This window comes from Mesorhizobium sp. M0276, from assembly GCF_040321755.1.
GTDB lineage: Bacteria > Pseudomonadota > Alphaproteobacteria > Rhizobiales > Rhizobiaceae > Mesorhizobium.
On sequence record NZ_JAMYSC010000011.1, the window covers coordinates 1 to 23,710 of the forward strand.

The window sequence follows — 23,710 nt, forward strand, 5'->3', positions numbered from 1 at the left end:
CCACAGTCGGCAACACACTCGGCTCCGTGGTGAACTGGATTCTGGGACGTGGCATCGACACGCTCCGAACCAGGCGCTGGTTTCCCGTAAGTTCCGACCGTTATGAACAAGCAAGCAAGACGTTCCGACGCTTTGGCGCGTGGACGCTGCTATTCGCCTGGCTGCCGGTTGTCGGAGATGCCTTCACCATTGCGGCAGGCACGGCACGTGTGAATCTTGGGGTGTTCGTTGTTCTTGTCGCAATAGGCAAGGCCGCACGCTATGCGGTGATCATTGCGGGAGGATTGTGGGCGATGGCGTGATCAGCCGGCTTCGTCGTCGACCGCAAGCCGCACGTTCTCTTGCCGCGAAGCGGTGTTCGACTTCCCGAAGAACATGCTTCGCATGACATCATCGCGAAACAGGACAAAATGCACAAACGCAGCCAGGATGTGAACGCCGACGAAGCCAAGCAGTATCCAGACTAGCTTTGCGTGGATGAACGCGAAAGTCCTTGCCGCGCCGACGGAAGGCGCGAGCGGCACGGGCAAAGCTCCGAAAAGCCGTGCGGGAGGCATGAATGGCATTGGCCGGTAGCCCAACCATCCCGTCATCAGGACGGCGAGAATCGTGACGTAGAGAAGCACGTGGAAGAACAAAGTCGCAAATCGCACGGGCCGTGAAGTTTGTCGGACAGGGGGCCGGGTGAGAATGCGCCAGCAAAGCCTGAGGACGATGATGGCAAGGATCGTCACGCCGATCGACATGTGGAGCGGAAGCCAGTTCATCATCGCCATCCCGGGCCCGTTCATCGGTCCGAAGGCAATGGCGATCTGCGCCGCGAGCGCGATCACAGTTAGCCAATGCAGAAGACGAATGCCGAAATGCCAGCGCAAGCGAGGATTCACTCTCAAATTTGAGGCCCGACGATTGTCAAATGCTCGCATGACGCGTTGGATCATGTCGAGCGGATGGCCGATTGGCCGGACGAATTGCTTTCCAAGCCGAGCAATGATCCTTCCCTCGTGACCGCACGGCACTAGAAGCTCACCAAGCAGAGGGTGCCTACATCGCCAATGGGTGCATGCCTTGCGCGCCGTCTACAATCATGCCCGCAAGACCACCCTCATTCACTCATGATCTGCAATACGTCCTGCCTGACGATTTCGATGCTGCGCAGGCTGAGCAGGCGGATGACGCCCTTGTCCTTCAGTCGCGTGAAGACGCGTGACACGGTCTCGATGGTGAGGCCCAGGTAGTCGCCGATGTCCATGCGCGACATCGGCAGCTCGACCTGCTGCAATCCGCCTTGCCGCTCCGCCATATCGACCAGGAATGCAGCGATGCGTTCAATGGCATTCTGGCGCCCGAGGACCAACAGGTGTTCCTGCGCTCTCGTCAGGCCCTTAAGCGCCAACGGCAGCAGCTGGCGGGATATGTCCACGCCCCCCGAGGCAGTCCGGAAAACCCGAACACTGGTGGCGTTGATCGCTTCGGCGAAGAAATGATGCGTCGTGCCGGCCTCAAAGCCGAATGTCTCTCCAGCCAGGTGAAAGGCGCTGATCTGCCGGCGGCCATCGGCAAGCAGGCGATAGATACGGACAGCGCCGAACTCCACCTGGTAGAGGGCCCCGGCCGACTCGCCCTGGGCGTAGATTTCCGCGCCGGCGGGATAGAAGCTGAGTGGCTGCAGCGCTGTAGCTTCAACGGTCTCCGCCAGAGTAGGCATGGCGAGCCGTGACGGCACCAAAATTCTGGAGGTCGGATAGGCGTGCATGGCTGTTTCTCCCGGCTTGATCGGTGACACAGCAATCGCGCGAATCGAGATGTCGTGAAATTCGGTTATATCCCTACGGGAAACTACCTAGGCCGCGGCCGGAATAGTGCCGGTGAATGGTACTTGCACCGCGCCAACATCGCCCATTTCCAGGATTTGCTCGCAAGCGAGGCCGATCCCGCACAGCGGCGCGTCATTGAAAGCCTTTAGCCTTGGAATTGCAAAAGCTCGAAATTGCCGATCAACAGGCACGCCAGCACTCCCGCAGCGGCGGGCGCCGGCTAACTTGAAGCGCGATTTGAAAACTGAAGCGCGAGCCATCCGCGTCATCGTTTGAGACTGCCGGATAACGCATGAGCCTAAGGCTTGGCCGAGCGCCAGCGGCGGACGGTTGAAAAACCGTCGAGGCACAAGGGCGGCAGCCGCTTTGATGCGCGTTGATAGAACACCAGAGTAAACACGACTGGTTGAGAGCGCGTCAGCGAACGCGATCCATTCATCGTCTCGGCAAGAATGCGCCCTGGCGTAGCGGCCATCTGTTTTCTATGAAGCGCTTGAACTTCGCGCGAACTTGGCCCGCTTTCGACGGACCAAATGCGCGCCAATTCAGGTGCGTTTCTTTCTACTTGCCCTGGATCAGGTCCATGACAGGCGGAAACGTCAGCAATACACCCACCGCCAACAAGGCGAAGGAAACAGAGACGACTTTTACCATTTCCACGTTCTTTTCGCCCCACCTGCGCGAAAGGATGAACCAGGCAACCAACCACACGACGACCGCGCTGGTCGAGACGCCGGACAGGCCACCGGTTGGCTTGTAGAACGTGAAGAAGTGATTGAGGGATGTAAACGCATCGCCGGCCAAGGCGAATATCCCCATCGCGGCAGATCCAATTCCGGCGGCCAGGATGGCGGCCGCACCTGGACCATTGGGAACCTCTTTAGTCCTGATAGGCGTGATATTGGCCATGACTATTGGCCCTCCTGTTCACCAGCGATGATCTCGATCATTGCGCCACCACGTACTGGAGCGTACTTGTTGAGAAACGCTCCAAAGGCTCCCGCGACTCCTGTTGCAACGAAAGCAACGACGGCAAAGCCGATGACGGCAGTGCGGATTTGCTTCTGCTTTGCCAAAGCCGGCCCGTATTTAGCAAAGACATAGGCGACCATGGTCATGGCAATCGGGGCAAGCCAAGCCACGTGTTCCTTCCACTCCATGCCCAAGCTGTGCCACGCGGACGTCTTCGGGCTGGAGGTCAGTAGGAACTTCGGGTAATCGGCCAGATCGGTAACCCCTTCGGGCACGACCGCCCGGTACCATGGGTATACAATGTAAGCACCCGACAGTACCGCACCCCAGGCAAGGACGACCATCACCGAGAGGTAAAGCAAAAGCAGATTGTGTTCTCTGATGGTTGGGACCGACGCGGCTCCAGGCGCGGACATTCGATAGAGCTCGGCAAGCGCTGCCGAAAACGCCAGCATAAAAAGCGCCCCAAAACCCATACCGTGGAACACTGTCATAAGATCGCGAAAAGAGATTTCCATGATGTCACCTCCTACGTCGACATGGTTTCGATTAGAAACCCCTGGGGCATTTCCGCTTTGATCAGGATCAATTCGTGATGATCGTCGTCAATGGCAGGGATTAGCAGCTGTACTTGAGCAATACTGATGACGATTTGGAGGATGGATCGCGGGGCTGGCAATCCGCGAAACACCGGCCCGATCGCCGATCTGCTCACCGGGGATCACTCCCCCGGGAAGCGGCAACAGGCTCTGCCCTTTCAGCGACGGCCTGGCCAACCGCAACGGCAAAGGCATGCGCATCGATGTTGACGGAGATCAATGATGGCCGGGGATCATTGCCCGTCGGATGGCGGTTCAATTGAGGACAGGCAATGCAGACGAATGCTCAGTACGACGCCGGCGTCAACACCAGCGGCTGCTGCCCCAGGTTCAGTCCCGAGGGTTGGGACGGTCAGGAACTGCATTTCAACGACAGACGATTCGTCAATGCCATGAACCGCGGCGTCATGCACATACGGATGAACATGGGCGGGCAGTTCGGGCGCCTCGCGCGACCTCTTGTCCAACACCTTCCCGTCAGGAGGCCGTGCGCAGGGTTTCGGAGGCATCGCCATCGGAGAACCTCCTCAACTCCGCGACGATATCGGCAGGCTTCCGATCAGCGCCGACTTTGCGCCAGGTGGATTGAGTGCCATTTCTCCGTAACTGTCGCGAGAGGATATCTATGGTGGCGTCGGAGGGACCCCCTTTGCGCTCGCTGACCCGTTGCCAGAGAACAAGCGGATCCGCTTCCAACCAGAATCCGGCGACAGCCACGCCCCTGTCACGTGCCGCCTTCTCGATAAGTTCACGATCGGCGGGCCTGTCAAACACGGCATCAGCGACAACCGATCCACCCTCCGCAAGGATCAGGCCGGCCCGCCATGCCATTTCGCGGTAGACGCGGTCGGAAACTTCTGGTCGATAGGCTCTATCCGGCAGCCTGGTTTCGGCCGGCACTCCGTGCATGGCCTTGCGGACGCGGTCGCTTTCGACGATGCGGGCACCGGGCGGCGCGCCGACATGGGCGGCGAGCGCCTCTGCAATGGTCGTCTTGCCCGAACCGCTGAGGCCACCGATTGCGATCAGCCTTGGAGGCCCGCGTACGAGCAGAGTTCGAGCGAGTTCGAAATAAGATCTGGCCTCGGCAATCAGTTTTTCGGAATCGTCGCTGCCTTCCTCGACCTGCGTTGCGGTGACATGCGCGCGCACCGCGGCTCGAACGGCCATGAAAAAGGGCAGGAGGATGAAGCCATCCTCGTCGTCAGCCTCGTCGAGATAGCGGTTCATCACCAGATTGGCGAAGTCCGGAAAGCCACGGTGCCAGAGGTCCATCAACAAGAAGGCGAGATCGTAGAGTATATCTATGCTGGCGATCTGGTCGTTGAATTCGATGCAATCGAAGAGGCGGGGTTCGCCGTCGAAAAGACAGATGTTGCGCAGGTGCAGGTCACCATGGCACCTGCGGATCTTGCCGGCTGCTTCCCGGCGGTCGAGCAATCCGGCATGGCGCGCGAGGGCGGTGCGGAAGGCCTCGGCAAAAGTCTCGATCTCCACTTTTGTGAAAACATGGCTGGTCGCAAAGCCGGCCTCATTGATGTCCAGCACGCCCGAAAGGTTGGATGAGCCGCTGCCATCGTGGATCGTCGGGGCGGTACGGTGGTAGCCGACGATCATGCGGGCAACCGCGGTCATCAGCGCCGGCGACAATTCTCCGCCAGTTGCCATCTGATCGAGAAGCTTCGACTGATCGAGGCGGACCATCTCGATCGCCGCGTCGACCATTCGGCCGGCGCCATCGAACGCAAGTTCGCCGTTGGCCTCGCGTGTGATGCGACGCACGCCCAGATAGAGTCCGGGTGCGGTCTTCGAGTTGAGTTCCACCTCTTTCTCACAAGCGGCCAGCCTGAGCGCCGGCGTCGAGAAATCGACATATGGCAACTTGACCGCGCGTTTCATCTTGTAGGCGCGTTGGCCGACCAGAAAAATAAGCGAGATATGAGTTTCGATCGCCTCGACCGACCCGGCCGTGTCATATGAAGCAGGATCGAGCAGAAAAGCGACAGCGGCTTGCTGGTCTTCAACGATCATGTCTGCCTCCTTTGTGCCGGTGTCGCGCGCCGGCGTTCCGCATCAGCGCGCTAGTGCTGCAGCGTCTGGACATAACCAGCCAACGCATGGATACGTTCCGTGGTGACGATTTCTCCAGCGTTTTGGCCGTTTTTCCTGGTGTCGCCAGGAGGAATTAACGCCCCCAGACCGGCATGTCGCGATCGCCACGCTCCGGCACCGTGGTACGGCCGTCGCTCACCGCGAAAACGCGCCTGCACAATTGGCACTGTGGAACGTCTGTCAAAGATCAGTCACTGCCGAGGGAATTGTGCGAATCTTGTACCCTGTAAGGGGCTTGGTCAATGCAGGCCGAACTCGCGCAACAATTCCTCGCGATAGCGCATGAACCTGGTTTGGCTGCGCTCGCGCGGACGTGGCAGGTCGACGTCGATCAACCGCGCCGCACCGCCTTTCTCCTTAGGCAGGATCAACACCCGGTCGGCAAGATAGATCGCCTCTTCCAGATCATGGGTGACCATGACCATGGTGACGTTCTCCTCGCTCCAGATGCGAGCCAGTTCTTCTTGCATGCCGATCTTGGTCATGGCATCGAGAGCGCCTAGCGGCTCGTCGAGCAGCAGGATCTCGGGCTGCACCGTCAACGCCCGGGCAATGCCGACGCGCTGGGCCATGCCGCCGGAAAGCTGCCGGGGAAAGGCGTCGGCGAATTCGGCGAGACCGACGAGCTCGATGTAGAAGCGGGCCTTCTCCTCGGCGTTCGCCTTCGCGACGCCCCGCACCTCGAGACCGAAGGCCACATTGCCGAGTACGGTCAACCACGGAAGCAGGCGCGGTTCCTGGAAGATCACCGCCCGCTCGGCGCCGACACCGTCGACCGGCTTGCCGTCGATCGCGACACGGCCACTGTCGGCGGCCTCCAGCCCGGCAAGGATGCGCAGCAGCGTGGTCTTGCCCGACCCGCTGGCGCCGACGATGACCAGGCATTCGCCGGAACGGACATCGAGGTTGAGCGTACGCAGAACGGCAAGCTGACGTCCGCCGAGTGTGAATGATTTCGACAGGTCGCGGATCGAGACCTCGCCGCCGCGGTTGGTGCCAGTCATTTCAGTCCCCAGTCCATCTCAGTCAGTTCGTCTTGGTTTCGCCGCGCCGATACAGAATGTCGGCGGCCTTCAGTTTGCCTTTGGCCAGGCGGCCGTCCCGCTCCAGTACGCTGACCCAGAAGTCGATGTCGCGGTCGGTCGCTTGTGCCCCTTCGCGCAGACCAAAGCCGGTCCAGTAACGCGCCAGGTCGCCATTTTCGCCGCGCTTGTCGAGGATGCTGGCGAGCACCTTGCGCGCTTCGTCCGGGTTCTGCCTCGACCAATCGGCGGCGCGGGCAGACTGTTCGACGAAGTGACGGGCAGCTGCCGGGTTGGCGGCGATGAAGTCGCGCCGCAGCACGACGAAGCCGCCGGCGAGTTCGCCCAGCACGTCCGTATCGTTGAACACGCCGCGCACGCCGCCATTGGCGACCAGCGCGCCAGCGAAAGTTGCCTGCCAGTAGCCGAGCCCAGCAATATCGACCTGATGCGAGCGTAAGGTCTGCTCGAGCTGTGGACCAGGTACGACGACGAGGTTGGCGGCGTCAGGCGGCAGACCGACGCTGTGCAGTGCTTCGCGTACCGTATAGTCGAGATGGGCGCCGAGCGTGTTGACCGAGATGGTCTTGCCGGCAATATCGGCGATCGATTTGATCGGGCTGTCCGCAAGCACGTAAAAGACGCTTTTCACGTCCTTGTTGATGCCGTTGCTCGGATAGGCGGCGACGAAGTCGTTGCCGCCGGAGATCGAGTTGATCACAGCGGCCGTGGCTGCCGAACCGAGATCGACGCTGCCGGAGGAAAGGGCAAACAACGATTCCGGGCCGCCGGTGGCGTAGCCGACATTCTCTAGCTCGACACCGAGGTCCTTGTAGTAGCCGAGCTCGTCGGCGAGCTCATGCGGGGAGATGCTGCCGCGGCTGGCGAGGTAGCGGAATTTGACGGCTGTGGCTTGCGCAAAAGCGAAGCGGGGCAGGCCGGCGGCGATGATGCCGGCGGCAACGGGAGCGCTTGCAAGCAGGGAACGGCGCGTGATTTTCATGATCCGGTCTTTCCTGGGATGAGAGGAAGGGTTGCTCAGTTGACGGGATTGCTCCAGCGGCACAGCCGCCGCTGGAGGATAACCAGAACCTGGTTTGCGATCAGGCCGAGGCTGGCGAGGATGACGATCGCCGCGAACATCAGCGGGATCTGGAAATTGTACTGCGCGTTCATCACCTGGAAGCCGATCCCCTTGTTGGCACCGATCATTTCGGAGGCGATCAACAGCAGCAGTGCCGTGGTGGCGCTGAGCCTCAGTCCAACGAAGATCGACGGCACGGCGCCGGGCAATACGACGCGGCGGAACACGGTGAGCCGCGTCGCGCCGTAGACACGCGCCATCTCGAGCAGCTTCGGATCGACTTCCTTGACGCCGCTGGTGGTGTTGAGCAGCAGCGGAAACAGTGTCGCCCAGAAGATGACAAAGATCTTGGAGGTTTCGCCCAGCCCGAGCAGCAGGATGAACACAGGGTAGAGCGCCAGCGCCGAGGTCTGCCGGAACAGCTGCAGTATCGGGTCGAGCGCGGTTTCGACCGCGCGCACCTGGCCCATGAACAGACCGAGCGGAATGGCGACCGCGACGGCTGCTGCGAAGGCAATGCCGGCACGCTGCAGGCTGATGGCGATGTCGCCGAGCAAGGCGCCGCCAGCGAGCCCTTTCCACAGAGCGGCAGCGATCATGTCGATGGGCGGCAGCACAGCGGCATTCACCCACCCGGCGCTGCTCGCCACCTGCCACAGCACCAGAAACCCCACGAGGACGCCGTAACGTGACAGGAAGCGGCCTGCGGTCAAATTGCCGAGGCGCAGCAAATCGATACCGATGTTGGTCCGGTGTCCGTGCGTGCCGATGACGGTCGGCTGTTCGACGTTCTGCAAAGTCATCGTCTTGCCCTTCGCTTCAGAGGGTTATTCGGCGGCCAGCACGGTCGAGCGAGCTGATGTCCACGGGTTTTCGGGACGTCGGAGGCCAAGGTTCTCGCGCAGCGTCCGCCCTTCATAGGCGGTGCGGAACAGGCCGCGGCGCTGCAGCTCCGGAATCACCAAATCGACAAAATCGTCGAGCGCGCCCGGCAGCCACGGCGGCAGGATGTTGAAGCCGTCGGCCGCCTCATTGGTGAACCATTCTTCCAGTTGATCGGCCACCTGGGTGGCGCTGCCGATGACTGTGTAGTGGCCTCGTGCCGTCGCCACCCACTGATAGAGCTGGCGGATCGTGAAGTTGTGCTCGTCGGCAATCTGGCGGATCAGCGCCTGACGGCTCTTCATGCCTTCCGTTTCCCTGCTCGGTGGCAGCGGTCCGTCGAGCGGATAGCCGGTGATGTCGAGCGTCTGGCCGGCCAGCGCGTTGAGCAAGGCGATGCCGTCCTCGGGCAGGATGAGACCATTCAACTGCTCATATTTGGCGCGGGCTTCGTCCTCGGTACGGCCGACGAAGGGTGCCACGCCAGGCATGATCAGCACCTGGTCGGGATCGCGACCGACGCCCGCCACGCGCGCCTTGATGTCGCGGTAGAACTCTTGTGCCGTCTCGAGCTTTTGATGAGCGGTGAAGATCACCTCGGCCGAATGCGCGGCCAGCCCGCGCCCATCCTCGGACTGCCCGGCCTGCACCACCACCGGATGCCCCTGCACCGGGCGCGGCACGTTGAGCGGGCCCTTGACGCTGAAATGCGCCCCCTTGTGATTGACGTCGTGCAGCTTGTCCTTGTCGTAGAAGCGGCCCGACTGCTTGTCGCGGATGAAGGCGTCGTCCTCCCAGCTGTCCCACAGCGCCTTGACGGTTTCGACATGTTCATGCGCCCGGGCATAGCGGTCGGCATGGTTGGGCTGGACATCGCGGTTGAAGTTCTGGGCGGTCTCGTCGCCGGCCGAGGTCACCACATTCCAGCCGGCACGGCCGTTGGACAACAGATCAAGCGACGCGAATTTGCGCGCCAGTGTATAGGGCTCCTCATAGGTGGTGGACGCGGTGGCGATGAAGCCGAGATGTGTGGTGAGCGGCGCCAGCGCGGCAAACAGCGTCACTGGTTCGAAACCAGCGATCTTGGCATTGCCGCCTTCGCGCGCGCCAAGCCCGACCGTCAGATTGTCGGCGAGGAAATAAGCGTCGAACAGGCCGCGCTCGGCGGTCAATGCAAGCTGCTTATGGAATTCGAAGCTCGTGGCGCCGTCGGCCGGCGCGTCGGGATGGCGCCAGGCGGCAATATGCTGTCCGCCACCAGGCAGGAAGGCGCCAAGCTTGATCTTTCTGCGCATCGTCAGTTCCCCTTGTCGCATGGAGTTGAAGGAGGTTCGCTCTGCTCAGGCGGCCTTGATCCTCGCCGGCTTGGCTGATTTCGTACGGCTGACGCTGCGCCGTCCGTCGACTGCAACGGGCACGTCGCCGTCGACAGTGGCGCGGCGCACGACCCGGCGCTGATCGCCGTAGTCATTGACGGCGTAGTGCTGCGTCGCCCGGTTGTCCCAGATCGCCACGTCCCCCGCTCGCCAACGCCAGCGGACAGTATTTTCAGGGACGGTAACGTAGGATTGGAACAACTCGTAGACCCTATGGAAGTCGCTTTTGGACAAGCCAACGAACCGCTGCACGAAATTGCCCAGAAGGAGAGTGCGCTCCCCGGTCTCCGGATGCACCCGGACAACGGGATGCTCGGTCTCGTAAATCGTGGAAGTAAACACCTCATCGAAGTGTTTTGTTTCGGCTTCGGTCGCCCGGGGTCTCACCGCGGCGTAGTCATAGGCGTTGCTGTGAACGGCCCAAAGATCGTCCGCGAAACGCTTCAGCGTTGGCGGCAAACTCTCATAAGCTGTGGCCGTGTTTGACCAGATCGTGTCGCCACCAGCCGACGGAATAACCACGCCGCGCAAGACCGAGAACTTGGGATAGGCGTCAACGAAAGTGACGTCGGTATGCCACTGGTCGGCGCGCCCGCCACCGCGGCTGGAGTCAAGTTCGAGGATCGACGCTGTGCCGACCACAGGCCCTTGCGTCGGATGCGGAACGAGGTCGCCGAGCTGTCGGGCAAAACGTTCCTGCTCGGCATCGTCAAGGTGCCCCTGGTCACGGAAGAACACGACCTTATGGCGCAGGAGAAGCTGATTGATCGCCACCACGACGGCATGTGGCAGGTCACCGGATAGACGTACGTTGCGGATCTCTGCACCGACACGTGCTGTGAGTGGCGTGACGTGCAGTTCCAGTGCGGCTGCATTGGTGAGATCGGGATTTGTCATGGTAATCTCCAGGCGAATTGAGCGTTGGTTGGGGAGTACTCAAACTGGCCGATGGCCTGCCGGCGTAGGGAGGAACTGGCCGATATTCTTGGGCATAATGGTTCGGTCCTATCGGCTCTTGGAAAAGTCAGTCGCAGTCACGACGACGACAGAGTAGTCATTCTACAAATTCTATAGAGAAACCAAATTGCGTGTTTTACTCTGCTATTGAAAATTCTCAGTCGATAAAGCGCGAAGAGGATGGCTGAGATGCCAAGCCGACCGGCGCACGGGCTTAAGGTTGAACCGAGCAAGGCAACTGAAACCGGCTGACAACCTAATCTTAGTCTGAGGTGCGAAGCGAAGGCTGGAGAAGGCAAGGCAACCGCAGACGTTGCCGGCGGCAGCATTTGCCCAAAGCACAGTTCATCCGGCGCCATGGTTGAATCGATCGACCCTGAAATCGCCGAGCGGCGTTTCACAACGGTCGGTCGTGATAAGGTCGGCCATGGCGTCGCCCACGCCCGGGCCGAGCTGGAAGCCGTGTCCGCTGAAGCCGAAGGCGTGGAACAGGCCCGGCGTCGTCGCCGAGCGCCCCATGACCGGCAGCATGTCCCTGATATAGCCCTCGCAGCCGGACCATGTGCGGATGACTGCGACCCGGGCGATTGCCGGCAGCAGCCGCGCGACGGCGCGCAATTGCGACGGAAGGCGCATGGGATCGGCGACCGCATGGCCTGGATCGAGGCTTACCGACACTCTTTCGGCCGCGCCGCCGAAGACGATGTTGCCCCGCTCGACCTGGCGCAGATAGGCGCCATGCTCCTTGTTGCGCGTCCAGATGCCCACCACCGGCAGAATCCGATGGGGCAGCGGCTCGGTAACACCCATCTGCGGACCGCGGGCGTCGATCGGTACCTCTTCGCCGAACTGTGCGGCAATGCGCGCGCCCCAGGCTCCGGCGGTGTTGAGCAAGCAATCGGCGGCGAATGCACCTTTCGAACTGGCGACAAGGAAACTGGAGCCCGTGTGCGTGATGTTGTCGACCTCGGCTTCCTCGACGATTTCGGCGCCGAGCTTGCGTGCAGCTTCGGTGAAGGCCGGCGCGATCAGCCGCGGATTGCCGCTGCCATCTTGCGGCGAGAATGACGCCGCGATCGCCTCGGGACCGAGTCCGGGAAAGCGCGCGCTAATCTCGCGTGGGTGGAGTTCCTCCAACTCGAGCCCCCACGGTCGCGCGGCTTGCGCATAGGCCCGCATGTCGGCAAGGCTTCCTTCATCGAAGATCAGCCGGATGTGACCGGTGGCGCGAAATTCCACGTCACGGCCAAGCATTCTTTCGGCCTCGCCCCACAGCCTGAGCGAGCGGTGGGCGAGTGGAAGCTGGGACAGATGGCGCCCCGTACGCCGGATGTTGCCGAAGGAGGCGACTGTCGCGCCGGTGCCGATCCGGTTGCGCTCGACCAGCGTTACGCGCGCGCCACGCCTAGCAAGGAAATAGGCCGAAGCCGTTCCCATAAGCCCGCCGCCCAGCACGATCACATCCATAGTCGTTTCCTAGTGCAGAGCGGCTGATCCTTGGATGTGCCCATCTTGTTCGCGCCGCGGCATTGCGTCAAAGATGCGTTTGGACAGAAGCCATAAGCTCTACCTATGGAGTGGCAATGCGGGCCCGGCAGCTTGAAGTCTTCATCACCGTCATGCGCGCGGGCACCGTGACTGCCGCGGCCCGGATGCTGAACATCTCCCAGCCCGCCTTGAGCCAGATCGTCATCCACACCGAGGATGAACTCGGCTTCACGTTGTTCGAGCGCGTCAAGGGCCGGCTGCGGCCGACGCCCGAGGCACTCGAGATATTCGCCGATGCCGAAAGGCTGTCGGCGGGGCTGGAGGGCTTGCGCCGCAAGACTACCGACCTGCGTCTTGGCCGGACCGGGCTGGTGCGGGTCGCGGCCTCGCCGCCGCCCGCCATGGCGATATTGCCGCGCGCCTTCACCGGATTCCGGGCGCAGTATCCAGAGATACTGCTGCGGTCTCATATGGCTCCGATCGCCGCGATCATCGACATGCTGCGTGCCGGCGACGTCAGCCTCGGCGTGGCCATGGACGACCGGCTGCCTCCGGACATCGAGGCGGAAGTGATCGGCAGCGTCGGCTTCGCCTGCCTGCTGCCGACCGGGCATGCGTTGGCCGGGAAGACCGAGTTGACGCTCGCCGATCTCGCCAGCGAGGACTTGATATCGTATCGCGGGAACACCCGTCCCGCCGACGAGTTGGCTCACGCTGGCCGCGCGCAGGGTGTGGCGCTTTTGCCGTCGCTCGAGATCGACGTGTCGATCTCCGCGGTCGGCTTCGTCCAGGCCGGCCTGGGTATCGCCCTGGTCGACGCGTTGCTGCCCTGGCATCAGTTTGCCGGGATTGCCGTCCGGCCGCTCGCGGCAGGCCCCGAGTTTCCGATCGCGCTGCTGACGTCGCGCGCGCGGGCTCTTTCGCGGGCCGATGAGATGATGCGCGACCAAATCCGTGCGGCCTGCTCTCTCGTGCTGGGCGGTGACAAGGCAAGGGCATAAGCAATACTTATATGGTTCGTCTTCATACGTCTTGGACCTCGCCATCCTGTCATGTCAGCTTTGGATGGCAGACAGGAAGGGACGCATCATGGATGGTGCCATCGCGGTGGATGAGGCGCAAAACGAAGCCGACTGGAAGGTCGGCGTCGACATCGGCGGGACATTCATCGATTTCTGCGCGCTGGAAGCCCGTACCGGACGGGTCGCCTCGCTGAAAGTGCTGACGACGCCGGAAGATCCGGGTGCCGAACTGATCACGGGCCTCACGCTTCTTGCCGAACGCGAAGGCTTTGATCCGACCCGCATGATGCGCTTCGTGCACGGTACGACCATTGGCATCAACACCATCATCCAGCGCAAGGGCGCACCGCTCGCGTTGTTCACCAATGCCGGCTTCGAGGACGTTATCGAACTGGCGCGGCTGCGAATGCCGGACATGTATTCGCTCTTCTGCTCGCGGCCGGAGCCGCTGATCTCGCGTGACATGGTTTTCGGCATTCCGGCCCGCATGCGTGCCGATGGGAGCGAATCCCAGGCGCCGGACATGGCGGCGGTAAAAACAGCGGTGGCACTGGCAAAGGCGAACGGGGCGCAAGGTATCATCGTGTCTTTCCTCCATGCCTGGCGCAACGCCGCTCAGGAAGCCTCGGTGAAGGCGGCGATCGCGCGTCTTGCGCCCGAGCTATTCGTCTTCTCTTCGGCCGAGGTCTGGCCGGTCATCCGTGAATATGAGCGTAGCTCGACCGCCATCCTCAACGGCTATGTCCATCCGCGCGTCTCGGGCTATTTGACGGCGCTGGAAGAGCGGCTGAAGGACCACGGCGTGCCGGCACGCCCCATGCTGACGAAGTCGAACGGTGGACTGATGAATGCTGCCGAAGGCAAGCGCGCCTGCGTGAACATGCTGCTGTCGGGAACTGCCTCCGGCGTCATCGGCGCCTCGTGGCTGGCGCGTCAGGCCGGAGAGGACAAGATCCTTACCCTCGACATTGGCGGAACCTCGGCCGACTTCGCTCTCATCATCGACGGCGAGCCGCAATTCGGGACAGGCGAGCTGATCGGCGAATTTCCGCTCCATATCCCCTCCGTGTCGGTGAGCTCGATCGGTATCGGCGGCGGCTCCATCGCCAGTGTCGATGCGCAGGGGGTGCTGCGGGTCGGACCGGAATCGGCCGGTTCGACGCCAGGACCCGCGTGCTACGGGCATGGCGGCGAGCGGCCGACGGTGACGGACGCGATGGTGGTGTGCGGATGGCTTGGTCACAGCGAGATGGCCTATGGCCAGCTCAGAATCGATACCGGCCTGGCGCATCGTGCGGTCGGCGACCTTGCCGCCGGGCTCGGCCGGCCCATTGAGCAGACCGCGCAGGCGATACTCGACATCGCGGTGTCGGAGATGTTCGTCGAGGTCGAGAAGCTTGCTTCGCGCGCCGGTGTCGATTTGCGCGATTTCACGCTGATGCCTTTCGGCGGCGGCGGCCCGATGCTCGGCGCCTTTCTTGCCCGCGAGCTCGGCATGAAGCGCGTCATGGCGCCGCGCCGTCCTGGCGTGGTATCGGCGTTGGGCGGTCTGGTGGCGGATCTGCGCGGCGACTTCATCCGCACGGTCTTCACCCCATTGTCGGGCGCTACGCTGCCGGCAATTCGCGAGGCGTTCGAGGCGCTCGCGCATGAGGGGCGCGGCTGGCTTGCGGTGCAGGGGCACGACTCGGCAGCGGAACTCACTCTCTCCTGCGACATGCGTTATTTCGGCCAAAGCTATGAGATCGAAGTCGTCCTTTCGCCTCAATGGCTGACAGATGGCGACGTTGCCGCCATCGGGCAGGCCTTCCATCTTACCCACCAGCGGCTTTACGATTTCCACGACCCGGACAGCGAGATCGAGCTTGTCGATATCAGGCTGTCCGCCATAGGCGCCGGGCCGAAACTCTCGCTTCCGGAGACCGAAGAAGTGGACGTTGCGGCCATCCCGGCGCGCCGTGTCCCAGTCTACACCGGTGCGAGCGTCGAAACCGTCGATCTCCACGACCGCCAGGCCCTCGTGTCGGGCAGCACATTCGCCGGACCTGCCGTGGTCGTTCAGGAAGACACCACTTTCGCCATTCCCGCAGGAGCGCATGCACGGGTCGACCGCTATCTCAACCTTCTGCTGACCTTCGCGGAGTGAGGCCATGTTTGATCGGACAAACCTTCAGGTTCTCGCGAACCATGCCCGCGCGGCGGCTGAAAACATGGCTCATACGCTGCACCGCACAGCGCACTCCGCCTTCGTCAAGGAGACGCAGGATTTTACGGTCATGCTGATGGATCGTTCGGGAGCGACCTTCGCCGTGCCGATGGAGCTTGGTGCTACCTGGTATCCGGGGCTTTCCTATCACCGCGCTATCGCGATGGTCGGCGACTACCGGCCGGGCGACGTTGCCTTCACCAACGATCCCTATTCCGGCCACGTCGCCACGCACGCGCCCGACACCCATTTGTGGAAGCCCGTCTTCGTCGATGGCGAGATCGTCGCCTGGACGGGAGGGCACATCCACAATACCGACATGGGCGGTGCGGTGCCGGCCTCGCTGAGCCGCGCGCTGACCGAAATTCATCAGGAGGGTATCCGCTTTCCGCCGATGAAGCTGGTGCGGGAAGGGGTCTTCGATGAGACGATCCTACGGATCATGAGCACCAATGTGCGCAAGCCAGATCTCAACATCGGCGACATCAAGGCGCTGGTCGGCGCGCTCAACACCGGCGAGCGCAAGGTCCAGGCAATGGTGAGGAAATTCGGCAAGGCCGGCTTCGTTGAAGGCGTTGCGGCTCTTCTCGATCATGCGGAGGCGCAGGCGCGCGACGTGCTGCGCGCCATGTCCGACGGCACATGGGAATTCTGCGACTATGCCGACGAGGATTCCGTCGAGGCCAATCCTTGCCGGCTAAAGCTGACACTGACGATCAAGGGCGATGAGGCGGTGCTCGACTTCACCGGCTCCGATCCGCAGCTCGGCTCCTCGCTCAATGTGCCTTCGGGCGGCGACCCGCGACACACCATGCTGCTGGTGGGTGTCTACTACGTGCTCTACACGCTCAATCCGAAGATCCTGCTCAACACGGGTCTGACGCGGCCGTTCACCTGCATCGCACCCACGGGGTCGGTGCTGAATCCGATACACCCCGCAGCTGTCGGCATGCGCTCGCTCACCTGCGCCCGGCTGCGGTCGGTCATCTTCGGCGCCTTCTCGCAGGCAGTGCCGGAGCGCCTGCCCGCGGCGCCGGCCGGCAACAACTGCATCGTCAACGTCATGACCACGGACGAGCGCACCTACCGGACCGTCATCACAGCGGTGAATCCGGTGGTGGGCGGCGGCGGGGCGATGCCGCATCGCGACGGGACCAACGGATCGGGCGCCGATGCCGCCTATCTCAAGAACACGCCGATCGAGATCACCGAGACCGAGACCCCGGTCGAATTCCTCAGATACGGGCTCGCCAAGGACAGTGGCGGCGCGGGCCGCTGGCGCGGCGGGCTGGCGACCGAGATGGCCTTCCGCGTCTTTGCTCCCGACTCCAGGATCACGGCGCGCAACCGCGACCGCAGCTTCTTCCGTCCATGGGGTGTGCTGGGCGGCAAGGCCGCCGGCCTGTCGGACATGGTCGTCAATCCAGGGACCGAGCACGAGCGGCGGCTGGGCAACATCGACACCGCGGTTCTGCAGCCTGGCGACGTGCTCGATATCCGCTCCGCCGGAGGCGGCGGGCGCGGCGATCCGTATGAACGCGAGGCCTGGCGGGTCGCGCAGGATGTGCGGCGCGGCTATGTGTCACCGATTGTTGCCGAGCGCGACTATGGCGTCGTCATTCGCGATGGCGAGGTCGACGAGCAGGCGACCGCGAGGCTGCGCGCGGGGCACAAGCCGTCCGCTGGCCATTTTCATTTCGGTGCGGAGCGGGAAGGCTACGAAGCGCAGTGGACTCCGGCGGCCTATGATCGGCTCACCGCCATATTAAGGGATCTGCCGATCCATTGGCGGTTCTTTGCCAAGACGGAAATCTTCCGCCGTATGAAGGAGCGCTCCGGGCCGGAGGGTGTCCAGGCGGCTTTCGATGACGTTTGCGAACGCTTTCCCGAACTGCCGCGTCCTCACCCTGTGCGAGAGGCCGCGGAATGATCACGACCGGCCGTATCGTCCGGCTGGCCGAGCGCGACCGGGCGGCGGTGCATTTCTTTCTCGACGGGCAGACCGATAGTGCTCTCGCGGGCGATACTGTGTTGACCGCGATGCTGGCGTCAGGACACGCCTTGCGAATGTCCGAGTTCGGACCCGAGCCGCGCGCCGGCTTCTGCCTGATGGGAGCCTGCCAGGATTGCTGGATATGGCAGGAGGAGGGGCCGCGCCTGCGGGCGTGCACAACCCTGATAGCCGAAGGCATGCGGTTGCGCACCACGCCGCCGCAGAGTTGGCCGTGAGTGAGGCCCCGTCGCCGCGGATCGTGATCGTGGGCGCTGGCCCAGCCGGCATAAGGGCGGCGGCGGCACTTGTCGATGCGGGCCTCCATCCGGTGGTGATCGACGAAGGGCAGCGCGCCGGCGGCCAGATCTATCGTCGCGCACCTGACGGGTTCGTCCGCACCCCGGAGCAGCTCTACGGGTCGGAGGCGGCGAAGGCGCGCGCGCTGCATGCGCTGTTCGATCGGTTGGCGGCGGACGGGCGGCTCACTCATTGCGCGGGACGCTCGGTCATCGCCGTGCAGCAAGATCGCCTGCACGTGCTGGGGGAGGGCGGCATGCAGCTAGTCAGCTATGACCGCCTGATCCTTGCCACCGGCGCATCCGACCGTGTCGCTCCGGTCCCGGGCTGGCAGCGCGCCGGCGTCTACAGTCTTGGTGCGGCGCAGATCGCGCTCAAGGCGCAGGGTGTGGCGCTCGGGCAGCGGATCGTCCTGATCGGATCGGGGCCTTTGCTAACGTTGGTCGGCGCCCAGCTTGTCAAGGCTGGAGGGAATGTGGCGGCAGTATTGGATACCTCCTCCTGGCACCAGCAAATGCAGGGGTTCTGGGACCTTGCCGCCCGGCCGTTGGTCGCGCTACGCGGTCTGGTCCTGCGGGCGAGGCTCGGCGGCCGCTACCATGCGGGCGTGACGCTCGAACGGATCGATGCCGACGGGAAGGGTGTCACAGCGATGCGCTGGCGCGACGCCCGCGGACGGGAACGCCTCACTCCATGCGACACGATAGGCATGGGCTGGCACTTGCGGGCGGAAACGCATCTGGCCGACCTGGCGGGATGCGCCTTCACCTATGATGAGCGGTGGCGGCAATGGCTGCCAAAGACCGACCGGATGGGGCGTGCCGGCAGTGGCGTCTATCTTGCGGGTGACGGCGTTCGTCTCCTCGGGGCGGATGGCGCGGAGGTCGCGGGGCGTCTGGCTGCGGCGGCATGCCTTGCTGATCTTGGATTTCCAGCGCCCTCCACGGCGGGCGATCTGCGCAAGCTCTCGCGGCTCGAGCGCTTCGCCCGCGGCCTAGCTCGCGCCTTTCCCTGGCCGGCGGCGATGGTGCGGGCACTCCCCGACGACGCGGTCGTCTGCCGCTGCGAGAATGTGACCGCCGCGGCCCTGCGCGAAAGCACAGATTTCGGCGGCAGCGAAGCGAACAGGGTGAAATCGCTGTCGCGCGTCGGCATGGGGCGATGCCAGGGGCGCTATTGTCAATTGGCTGCCGTCGAACTCATCGCAGCGCAGACCGGCTGTACGCCTGGCGCTGTCGGCCGGTTCCGCGGGCAAGCGCCTGTTCGCCCGGCGCCTGTCGGCGCCTTTCTGCGCGAAGGCTGATGCAGGTCCGGGCCGCCCTGGAATGTTTGCCTGTATCAAATCTAGAAATCGGCAACCTTCCCCCAGGCCGAAGTGTCGAAGCGCCTGGGATCATAGGATTGCGGATCGACGATCGGTTGCGACCCGGTCATCAGATCGGCGACGAGGTGCCCGGCGCCGGGTCCGATGCCGAAGCCATGCCCAGAGAACCCGGCAGCCAGGAAGAAACCCGGAACTGTATCGATCTCGCCGATGGCAGGCACGCCGTCCGGCGTGCTGTCGATGTAGCCGGCCCAGGCCGCGCTGATCCTGGTTTGGCGCAGTGCCGGCAGCAACTCGAGCGCCCGCGCGTGGGTCAGGCGGATTGTTGCCTGGTCCGGGACCGGATCGAGGATGCGCATCCGCTCCATCGGCGTCGGCCGGTCGAGCTGCCAGCGCCGGAGCGTTTCGTGGCCGGAGCGCATGCCTTGCAGGCCGCCAGGTGCGAGGCTGCGCCAGCGCTTCAGGAACATGGGCAGGAATTGCGACGAGAAGCGCAACTGCTGCGGCGTCACGTCCACGCGCCCGCGTCCGCTTATGGCGAGCGTGTAGCCGCCGTCGCCCCGGCGCGTGGCCGAGATCCTTGCTGTGTGCAACGCATCCGGCAGACCCTCCGCGCCGGGCGATACGGACAGGATGGAGGAACGGATCGACGCCTGCGGAAAACGGAAACCGAATTGGTGGCAAAAGGAGGAGGCCCAGGCGCCGCCGGCCAGCACCGCCACCTTGGTCCGGATCGTTCCACTTTCGGTGACCACGCCGCTCAGGCGTCCGCCCTCGGTCTCGATACCGCGCGCGGCGCAATTCTGGTGCACGGTGCCCCCGAGCTTGAGGATGGCCCGGGCGACCGCGGGCGCGGCCCGCGACGGATCGGCGGTGCCGTCGGTCGGCGAGAAGACGCCGCCCTTCCATGTCCGGCCCGTGGCGCGGCCTCGCTCGCTGGCCTCGGCGCTGTCGAGCATGTGCGTGGTGACACCGGCCGTTTTGGCGAAGTCACGCCAGCGTGCCCAGCCGGCCAGTTCCGCCTCGTCATTGCTGAGATAAAGCAGGCCGCAGCGGCGAAAGCCGGTATCTTCGCCAGTCTCTGCCGCAAAGCTGTCCCACAGGTCGAGGCTTCTTGTTGCCATCGGCAACTCGCGGGCGTCGCGGTTCTGCTGTCGGCACCATCCCCAGTTCCTCGAGGACTGCTCGGCGCCGATGCGGCCTTTTTCGACAAGCGCGACCTTCATACCGCGCCCGGCCAGATAGTAGGCCGCGAAGACACCGACGATGCCGCCGCCGATCACCACCGCGTCGGCGGATTGCGGCAGTTCGCCGGATGTCTCGATTTGCTGCAGCGGCGCGCGCATGATCCTCTCTACCTTGAAGCTCCAATCTACCGCGTCGCGCAGGCAGCCGCTGCCGCAGTTGAAGCCGAAGCAGAATTTTATTCCGGCAGCTCGGTCGAAATCGGGAGCCGATGCGTTTCAAAGCGCTGTCCGCTTGGATGGACAGGCCAGCGGGCTGTGGTAGTGTCAATGCCTATGAGCAAGGCAGCATTTTGTGCTGTGGCGTGCGTTCTGCGGAGACGAGCGTGAAACTGGATCGGATCGATATCAAGATTCTACACGAATTGCAGAAGAACGGCCGCATCACCAATGTGGAACTGGCTGATCTGGTGCATCTGTCGCCGAGCCCGTGCCTGATGCGGGTCAAGAAACTGCAGTCGGAAGGCTACATCGAAGGCTATTCCGCGCAGGTCAATATCGGCAAGCTTGGCCAGACGCTGACCGTGTTCACCGAAATCACCTTGAAGAACCATCGCCAAGTGGACTTCGCCCGCTTTCTCGCCGTCGTGGAGAAGATCGACCAGGTCATCGAATGCCACCTTGTGTCGGGCGGCTACGACTATTTGATGAAATTCGTGACCGCCGGCATCGCCGAGTACCAGACGATCATGGAGCGGCTGACCGACATGGATATCGGCATCGACAAGTATTTCAGCTTCGTGGTGCTGAAGTCTCCCATCGTCAAGGCGCATATACCGTTGCCCAGCCTGTTTCCTAGGTGAGCTGCCGTTTCGTCAGCGATGGCCGTACTGGCTGACCAGTTCGGGGTCTCGGACCAGGCCATCGAGCCACGTCGGATCGAGCTTCGGCACGGAGGAGAACAGAAGCTTGGAATAGGGGTGGGTGGGCGCCTTCAGCTTGTCGGGCGTGATCTGCTCCACCCGTTCGCCATTGTACATAACCATGATTTCGTCGCAGATCGCTTCGACGACCGAGAGGTCGTGGCTGATGAAAATGTAGGAAAGGCCCAACTCGCGCTGCAACTCCTTGAGCAGTTCGATTACGGCGGCCGCCACCACGGTGTCGAGCGCCGAGGTGATCTCGTCGCAGATGATGAGCTTGGGTCCGGCCGCCAGGGCGCGCGCGAAGTTCACGCGCTGCTTCTGGCCGCCCGAGAGCTCCGACGGGCGACGGTAGCGTAGCGTCCTGGGCAGGCGGACCATGTCGAGCAGTTCATCGACGCGCTTCGAGCGCGCCTGCCTGTCCAGCCGGTGATAGAAGGCCAGCGGCCGGGAAATGATGTCCTCCACAGCCTTGGCCGGATTGAGCGCGGTATCGGCATACTGGAACACGATCTGCATCTCGCGCAGTTGGTCCTGGCTGCGTTTCCCCGAGGCGCGCTCCAGTTGCTTGCCGTCGAAAACGATGTCACCGGCCGCCGCCGGATGGATGCCGGCGATGACGCGCGCGAGCGTCGATTTTCCGCAGCCGGATTCGCCGATGATGCCGAGGTTGCGCCCCTTCTCGACGACCAGGCTGACGGAATCCACAGCGCGAATGAGTGGCAGTCCGTTATCGCGGACCGCGCCATAACCTGCCGTCACATTGTCGATGCGCAGCAACGGCTTCACGGCGGCATCTGTGTCCGCATGTGCTTGCCGCGGCTTCGGTTCGAAGGCGGCCAGCAGTTCGCGCGTATAGGGGTGCTGGGCAGCCGAAAGAATCTGTGCCGTGGTGCCGGTCTCCTGCACTTCTCCGCCCTTGAGCACAACAATGCGGTCGGCGATCTGGGCGACGACAGCGAGGTCGTGCGAAACGTAGACACCCGCTATCCCGCCTGCCCGCATGACCGACTTGAAGGCCTTTAGCACGTCGATCTGTGTCGTCACGTCGAGTGCCGTCGTCGGCTCGTCGAAGATCATCAACTTGGGCTCGCCGATAAGCGCCATGGCCGCCGACAGCCGCTGCAATTGCCCGCCCGAAACCTGGTGCGGATAACGCGCGCCGATTCCTTCCGGATCCGGCAGCGACAAGGCCCTGAACAGTTTGACCGCGCGCCTTCGCGCCTGCTCGGGAGACATCAGTCCGTGGATGCGCGTAACCTCGATCACCTGCTCCATAATGGTGGACGAGGGGTTGAAGGAGGCGGCGGCACTTTGCGGAACATAGGCAATGACGGTGCCTCGCAACCTGGCGCGTTCCTTTTCGGAAAGTGCCGCCAAGTTCTTGCCGTTGACATTGATCTCGCCGCCAGTGATCCGGCAGCCAGGCCGCGCATAGCCCATGAGCGAGAGCGCCACCGTCGTCTTGCCGGAGCCGCTCTCGCCGATCAGGGCGACGATTTCGCCATCGGCGATGTCGAGGCTGACGCCCTTGATGATTTCGACGACGCGTCCGGCATCGGTCGTCGCCTCGATCTGCAAGTTCCTGACCTCGACGAGATTGGTCATGCGTCCCTGTCCCTGATCTTCTGCGGCAGGTTGTCGATCAGCAGGTTGACGCTGATGGTGAGGCTGGCGATCGCCAGCGACGGAACGATGACGGCGGGCGCCGCGAAGGGCAGGCCGCCGATGTTCTCGCGCACCAGCGCGCCCCAGTCAGCGAGCGGCGGCTGCAGGCCGAGGCCGAGGAAGGACAGGCCGGAGAGCAAGAGCACGATGAAGACGAAACGCAGGCCGAAGTCGGCCAGCACCGGGCGGATGATGTTGGGCAGGATTTCGGATCCGATGAGATAGAAGGTGCTTTCGCCACGGACGCGAGCGACAGTCATGAAGTCCATGGTGTTGATGTTGACGGCGAGCGCCCGCGCGAAACGGTAGGCGCCGGGGATATAGATGACGGCGAGCGTCATGATCAGCGCCGGGATCGACGAGCCGACCGCGGCGACGACCACAAGGCCAAACAGCTTGCTGGGGATGGAGTTCATCGCGTCGAGGAAGCGGCTGAGACAGCTGTCGAACCATCCGCCGGTGACGGCCGCGATCATCCCCAGTACCACGCCCGAGAAGCAGGCGATGACGACGGCGGCGAGCGATATGCCGACGGTGTAGCGCGCGCCCATCAGCACCCGCGAGAGCATGTCGCGTCCCAGATAGTCTGAGCCGAGCCACAGGCCCTGACGCATCGGGCCGAAATAATCGTCGTCGACGATGTCGCCGATTGAATGGGGAGTGATGGAAGGCGCGAAGATGGCGATCAGTGTCCACGCCACGATGACCAGCGAGGCCACGACGCCCACGAGATTGTAGCTATGGCCTAGGAAGGACCGTCGGGAAGCTGCCGCGCGCGCCATCG

At 63.2% G+C, this 23,710-nt stretch carries 21 protein-coding genes and 1 pseudogene; 8 read left to right on the forward strand and 14 right to left on the reverse strand.

The genetic code is table 11. The features are described from left to right. Nucleotides 1–302: YqaA family protein (locus tag NKJ01_RS10715; RefSeq protein WP_352727777.1), on the forward strand; the 302-nt coding region annotated here is incomplete at its 5' end. Here the strand turns inward: NKJ01_RS10715 and NKJ01_RS10720 are convergent. From NKJ01_RS10720 to NKJ01_RS10735, 4 genes are all read right to left on the reverse strand, one after another. Then, nucleotides 303–875, reverse strand: coding sequence for a cytochrome b (locus tag NKJ01_RS10720; protein WP_352727778.1), 573 nt, complete (start codon nucleotides 873–875; stop codon nucleotides 303–305). It lies immediately after the preceding gene. Between the two features lie 230 nt (nucleotides 876–1,105). Next, complete coding sequence (locus tag NKJ01_RS10725) at nucleotides 1,106–1,756, reverse strand: helix-turn-helix domain-containing protein (RefSeq protein WP_352727780.1); 651 nt, start codon at nucleotides 1,754–1,756, stop codon at nucleotides 1,106–1,108. 622 nt (nucleotides 1,757–2,378) lie between these two features. Next, nucleotides 2,379–2,726 (reverse strand): hypothetical protein, encoded by a 348-nt coding sequence (locus tag NKJ01_RS10730; protein WP_023757315.1) that lies wholly within the window; start codon nucleotides 2,724–2,726, stop codon nucleotides 2,379–2,381. Nucleotides 2,727–2,728: 2 nt separating this feature from the next. Continuing rightward, complete coding sequence (locus NKJ01_RS10735; protein WP_023757314.1) at nucleotides 2,729–3,307, reverse strand: hypothetical protein; 579 nt, start codon at nucleotides 3,305–3,307, stop codon at nucleotides 2,729–2,731. Nucleotides 3,308–3,660: 353 nt separating this feature from the next. On the opposite strand from NKJ01_RS10735, the pseudogene NKJ01_RS10740 reads away from it, so the two are divergent. Continuing rightward, nucleotides 3,661–3,831 (forward strand): annotated as a pseudogene (locus tag NKJ01_RS10740) (hydrolase); the annotation flags it as partial. A 34-nt stretch (nucleotides 3,832–3,865) separates the two neighbouring features. Here the strand turns inward: NKJ01_RS10740 and NKJ01_RS10745 are convergent. The 7 genes from NKJ01_RS10745 to NKJ01_RS10775 all read right to left on the reverse strand — a co-directional run bounded on the left by NKJ01_RS10745 (nucleotide 3,866) and on the right by NKJ01_RS10775 (nucleotide 12,288). After that, entirely contained in the window at nucleotides 3,866–5,419 is a 1,554-nt protein-coding gene (locus NKJ01_RS10745; protein ID WP_352727782.1) for a bifunctional aminoglycoside phosphotransferase/ATP-binding protein, read from the reverse strand. A 320-nt stretch (nucleotides 5,420–5,739) separates the two neighbouring features. Further along, complete coding sequence (locus NKJ01_RS10750) at nucleotides 5,740–6,504, reverse strand: ABC transporter ATP-binding protein (RefSeq protein WP_352727784.1); 765 nt, start codon at nucleotides 6,502–6,504, stop codon at nucleotides 5,740–5,742. Nucleotides 6,505–6,526: 22 nt separating this feature from the next. After that, a complete protein-coding gene (locus NKJ01_RS10755) occupies nucleotides 6,527–7,525 on the reverse strand; it encodes an ABC transporter substrate-binding protein (protein WP_352727786.1) in 999 nt (332 codons plus the stop codon). Between the two features lie 35 nt (nucleotides 7,526–7,560). Further along, entirely contained in the window at nucleotides 7,561–8,409 is an 849-nt protein-coding gene (locus NKJ01_RS10760) for an ABC transporter permease (protein ID WP_023757308.1), read from the reverse strand. A 24-nt stretch (nucleotides 8,410–8,433) separates the two neighbouring features. Then, complete coding sequence (locus NKJ01_RS10765; protein WP_352727788.1) at nucleotides 8,434–9,783, reverse strand: LLM class flavin-dependent oxidoreductase; 1,350 nt, start codon at nucleotides 9,781–9,783, stop codon at nucleotides 8,434–8,436. 45 nt (nucleotides 9,784–9,828) lie between these two features. Beyond that, nucleotides 9,829–10,761: a TauD/TfdA dioxygenase family protein gene (locus tag NKJ01_RS10770; protein WP_352727790.1), complete on the reverse strand. Its 933-nt coding sequence runs from the start codon at nucleotides 10,759–10,761 to the stop codon at nucleotides 9,829–9,831. 405 nt (nucleotides 10,762–11,166) lie between these two features. Then, nucleotides 11,167–12,288: an NAD(P)/FAD-dependent oxidoreductase gene (locus tag NKJ01_RS10775; RefSeq protein ID WP_352727792.1), complete on the reverse strand. Its 1,122-nt coding sequence runs from the start codon at nucleotides 12,286–12,288 to the stop codon at nucleotides 11,167–11,169. A 116-nt stretch (nucleotides 12,289–12,404) separates the two neighbouring features. On the opposite strand from NKJ01_RS10775, the gene NKJ01_RS10780 reads away from it, so the two are divergent. The 5 genes from NKJ01_RS10780 to NKJ01_RS10800 all read left to right on the forward strand — a co-directional run bounded on the left by NKJ01_RS10780 (nucleotide 12,405) and on the right by NKJ01_RS10800 (nucleotide 19,130). Continuing rightward, nucleotides 12,405–13,310 (forward strand): LysR family transcriptional regulator, encoded by a 906-nt coding sequence (locus NKJ01_RS10780; RefSeq protein WP_352727794.1) that lies wholly within the window; start codon nucleotides 12,405–12,407, stop codon nucleotides 13,308–13,310. A gap of 88 nt (nucleotides 13,311–13,398) precedes the next feature. Then, nucleotides 13,399–15,477 (forward strand): hydantoinase/oxoprolinase family protein, encoded by a 2,079-nt coding sequence (locus NKJ01_RS10785; RefSeq protein ID WP_352727796.1) that lies wholly within the window; start codon nucleotides 13,399–13,401, stop codon nucleotides 15,475–15,477. 4 nt (nucleotides 15,478–15,481) lie between these two features. Beyond that, nucleotides 15,482–17,467 (forward strand): hydantoinase B/oxoprolinase family protein, encoded by a 1,986-nt coding sequence (locus NKJ01_RS10790; protein ID WP_352727797.1) that lies wholly within the window; start codon nucleotides 15,482–15,484, stop codon nucleotides 17,465–17,467. Beyond that, entirely contained in the window at nucleotides 17,464–17,766 is a 303-nt protein-coding gene (locus tag NKJ01_RS10795; RefSeq protein WP_023757301.1) for a (2Fe-2S)-binding protein, read from the forward strand. Before NKJ01_RS10790 ends, NKJ01_RS10795 begins: the two co-directional genes overlap by 4 nt. Continuing rightward, nucleotides 17,763–19,130 carry an FAD/NAD(P)-dependent oxidoreductase gene (locus NKJ01_RS10800; protein ID WP_352727799.1) on the forward strand — a complete coding sequence of 456 codons (1,368 nt, stop codon included), beginning with the start codon at nucleotides 17,763–17,765 and terminating at the stop codon, nucleotides 19,128–19,130. Before NKJ01_RS10795 ends, NKJ01_RS10800 begins: the two co-directional genes overlap by 4 nt. Before the next feature lie 41 nt (nucleotides 19,131–19,171). Here NKJ01_RS10800 and NKJ01_RS10805 read toward each other — a convergent pair whose 3' ends face one another. After that, the gene (locus NKJ01_RS10805; RefSeq protein WP_352727801.1) at nucleotides 19,172–20,497 is read right to left on the reverse strand and encodes an NAD(P)/FAD-dependent oxidoreductase; all 1,326 of its coding nucleotides are present in this window, start codon (nucleotides 20,495–20,497) and stop codon (nucleotides 19,172–19,174) included. 224 nt (nucleotides 20,498–20,721) lie between these two features. Between NKJ01_RS10805 and NKJ01_RS10810 the strand changes: the two genes are divergently transcribed. Next, nucleotides 20,722–21,198 (forward strand): Lrp/AsnC family transcriptional regulator, encoded by a 477-nt coding sequence (locus NKJ01_RS10810; protein ID WP_352727803.1) that lies wholly within the window; start codon nucleotides 20,722–20,724, stop codon nucleotides 21,196–21,198. 12 nt (nucleotides 21,199–21,210) lie between these two features. Here NKJ01_RS10810 and NKJ01_RS10815 read toward each other — a convergent pair whose 3' ends face one another. Together NKJ01_RS10815 and NKJ01_RS10820 are read right to left on the reverse strand one after the other, a co-directional pair. Continuing rightward, complete coding sequence (locus NKJ01_RS10815; RefSeq protein ID WP_352727805.1) at nucleotides 21,211–22,866, reverse strand: ABC transporter ATP-binding protein; 1,656 nt, start codon at nucleotides 22,864–22,866, stop codon at nucleotides 21,211–21,213. Then, entirely contained in the window at nucleotides 22,863–23,708 is an 846-nt protein-coding gene (locus NKJ01_RS10820; RefSeq protein WP_352607094.1) for an ABC transporter permease, read from the reverse strand. The genes NKJ01_RS10815 and NKJ01_RS10820 overlap by 4 nt, the downstream gene beginning before the upstream one ends. Between the last annotated feature and the right edge of the window lie 2 nt (nucleotides 23,709–23,710).